The organism is Acetobacter pomorum (assembly GCF_002738225.1).
Taxonomy (GTDB): domain Bacteria; phylum Pseudomonadota; class Alphaproteobacteria; order Acetobacterales; family Acetobacteraceae; genus Acetobacter; species Acetobacter pomorum.
The window spans coordinates 1-754 of the sequence record NZ_PEBQ01000004.1; the positions used below are offsets into that span (position 1 = coordinate 1).

General features: G+C 57.8%; 1 protein-coding gene. It reads right to left on the bottom strand.

What is annotated here, in order from left to right; all coding sequences use genetic code 11:
• Window positions 1-101: 101 nt before the first annotated feature.
• A complete protein-coding gene (locus CSR02_RS16445; RefSeq protein WP_020936730.1) occupies window positions 102-620 on the bottom strand; it encodes a hypothetical protein in 519 nt (172 codons plus the stop codon).
• Window positions 621-754 lie beyond the last annotated feature (134 nt).

Sequence of the window (754 nt, forward strand, 5' to 3'; positions counted from 1 at the left end):
TTCCAGATAGATGTAGGCAGCTTTGAGCGACAGGCCGAGCTCGGCTGAGAGGCGTGTTGCCGAGACCACTGAATAGGGCTGCGAGCAGATCTATCACCTTGTCAGCGCACGAGGTGCGACGTTGGCTGCGCTTTGGAGCCGTCTGTCTGGGCGGGTTTGCGCGCGTCCTGATCGGATGACGTGCCAGTTGGCGTGACGGACTCAAGCCGAAAGCCTTCGGATGTGCGGACAGCCCTCAGAGACGTTCCCTCGAGAAGGGCTGCGAGAGCATCGGCGGGACGGTAACGGCCATGGATCCAGTGAGCAGACTGGGTGCGCTCCTGATCTGGCAGAACATGCACGAAACAGCCGGAATTGTGGGCAAAGTCCTGAAGAGCCTCGTCCAGACGGCGGGTCTCAGCATCATAACGGCCCGGAATGTCCATGCAGACGGCGTATGCCTGTTCAGATGAGAGCAGCGACAGCAGGAGAAGACCTGGAACGGAAAGGGGGACGAGTGAACGCATCATGCCAGCATACTGAAGGACAGGCCATGAAAACGCAACGGTGATCCCGCCATAGGCCGGTGTCGCGCCGCAATGGTACGCCCTTGAGTGCTCGGTTGCAAAGTTTGGTTTCATATCTGAAACTGCTATTGGTTTTGAGGCGGATCCTCAGATCGCTCAAAACTTTGCAACAGAGCCGGCCGATGGCGGCTGATGAGACGTTCTGCGTGATCTATCGCACGCTCCAGTTCCTCATAATTAATGGGAGC

Bases quoted from the DNA above. Each gene is read 5' to 3' on its own strand.
- CSR02_RS16445 (WP_020936730.1), bottom strand. From the start codon at position 620: ATGAAACCAAACTTTGCAACCGAGCACTCAAGGGCGTACCATTGCGGC.